2 protein-coding genes are annotated in these 2208 nt (G+C 44.2%); one reads left to right on the top strand and one right to left on the bottom strand.

All coding sequences use genetic code 11. The features are described 5' to 3' along the window. On the top strand, nucleotides 1–1880 hold a 1880-nt coding region (locus tag KDK18_RS09560; RefSeq protein WP_257254676.1), incomplete at its 5' end, for a WD40 repeat domain-containing protein. A gap of 137 nt (nucleotides 1881–2017) precedes the next feature. Here KDK18_RS09560 and KDK18_RS09555 read toward each other — a convergent pair. Further along, nucleotides 2018–2208 (bottom strand): hypothetical protein (locus KDK18_RS09555; RefSeq protein WP_257254675.1); only part of this gene is annotated, 191 nt, incomplete at its 5' end.

Raw genomic sequence — 2208 nt, 5'->3', positions numbered from 1 at the left:
AAACAACAACTTTTAAGAAACGAACCATGGACTGCATAAATAACCATTCCTGCCTTGGTGAGCCACTCTCATCAACACCCGATCAATCTCAATCAGAGACACCCATTGCTACCACTATGGGTAGGGACGTCATTGTGCGTGACAAGAGTGAGTTTTCATTATTGCTCGATTTGCCCCCGGGAATACAATGCAAAATTTTCACCTATTTGCGTGCTCATGATATTAGCCAATTAACACGGGCAAATTCATACATTAACAACACGCTCAAAAATGATGCTTCAATGGCAAAAGCATGGCATCGCCGGTTTGCTTCATCACACCAGGCTAATTCAAAAACAATCGTCACCGCAAAATATAAAGATCAACTCGGGGATTGCCTGAGCCGTTTTACAAAGGATAAAGCGTTAGTCAAGTCAATCATGGATCACCAGGCAAGTTTTTATTTTCCTGCTCTGTTCTTCTCCACTCTCACTAAACTGATGATTGAATGTAAAACATTTACATCTGAGACAAAAGCCTCCCTCCCCAATAATGGCAAGATCAACTCTGCTGCCTTCAGTGCCGATGGCCAGTATCTGGTGAGCGTCTGTGATAGTAAAACGGTGATAATCTTTGGTCGGGAGACCGATGGTTCATGGCAGGCAAAAGGCACTATCTCCCATGATGGTCGTGTAATATCGTTCATGATCAGTAACGATGGCGACTATGTAGTGACCGCCAGTGTAGATGGCAAGGCGAGAATCTATGGCAAGAAGGACGAACGATCATGGGAAGAAAAAACCACTATTACCCATGATAAAACTGTTATATCAGCTACCTTCAGCGCCAATAGCCGCTACGTAGTGACCGTCAGTGACGATGGCAAGGCGAAAATCTACGCCCTGGAAGACGATGGGTCATGGGCAGAAAAAGCCATCATTTGCCACGATCTTTCAGTAAGATCAGCCACTTTCAGCGCTGATAGTCGCTATCTGGTGACTGCCAGTTCAGATAGCAAAGCGAAAATCGATGGCAAGAAGGACGATGGGTCATGGATACAAAAAGCCATCATTTACCACGATCATCCACTCATATCAGCCATCTTCAGCGCTGATAGCCGCCATATGATCATCGAATGTGAAGATAATAAGGTGAAAATCTATGCCCTGGAGCTCGATGGGTCATGGGTAGAAAAAGCCATCTTTTCGAATCGTCTCTTCTCTGCCACATTCAGCGCCGATAGCCGCCACATAGTAACCTCCGGTCGAGATGACAGGGCGATAATCTATGGTCTGGAAGACGGATCATGGAAAAAAAAAGCCGCCATTTCTCATAACGGTTGGGTCTATTCAGCCACTTTCAGCCCCGATAGCCGCTGTGTGATCACCTACGGTGAAGATAATAAGGCGAAAATCCTTGGCCTGAACGATCATGGATCATGGGAAGAAAGAGCTACCATTTCCAATCATATGACAATCACATCAGCAACCTTTAGCGCCGACAGCCGCCATGTGATGATCCTCAGTGAAGACAGGAAGGTAACAATCTATGGCCGTAAGGTTAATGGATCCTGGGAAGAAAAAACCACCGTTTTCAATAATATGTATATTAGATCAGCATCCTTCAGCGCCGACGGCAGCCATTTGATCACAGCCAATAAAGATAGTGCGTCGGAATTTATTTATGACCAGTTAAGACATACATTATTTAATTTATTGCTGCCGGTAAATTATCATCTTGCTATTGTTTACGGTCGGGTAAGCGACGGATCATGGCAAAAAAAAGTCACCATTTACCATGATAGTGAGATCAAGTCAGCCACCTTCAGCACCGATGGCCATGTGTTGACGATTCATGAAGATGAGTCGGCGAAAATCACTGAACTAAGGATGGATGAGTGACTGATTGCTTTCAATCGGCAAATGGTTTTTGGTGGGTTTCAGGTTCTGACCCGAAGTGAGGATCATGCAATCAATAGCCCTGAGAGCCATTCTGAAAGACAGAAACCTGATTTCTACTTATTGATCATTTTCCCGAATCAAAGTCCTGTTTTCCTGTTAGCTTCACTAACATCAATGTTATGAACTTCCATGCTAAAACCGACTCTAAGCCGCAGAATCAATTTTGAATATCCTTGCCAACCAGAGAAAAGAACAACTTTTAAGAAACGAACGATGGACTGCATAAATAACCATTCTTGCCTTGGTGAGCCACTCTCATCAACACCCG

Source organism: Endozoicomonas sp. SESOKO3 (assembly GCF_024606255.1).
The sequence above is the reverse complement of the archived record's forward strand: the minus strand, read 5'-3'. Positions and strand labels throughout refer to the sequence as shown.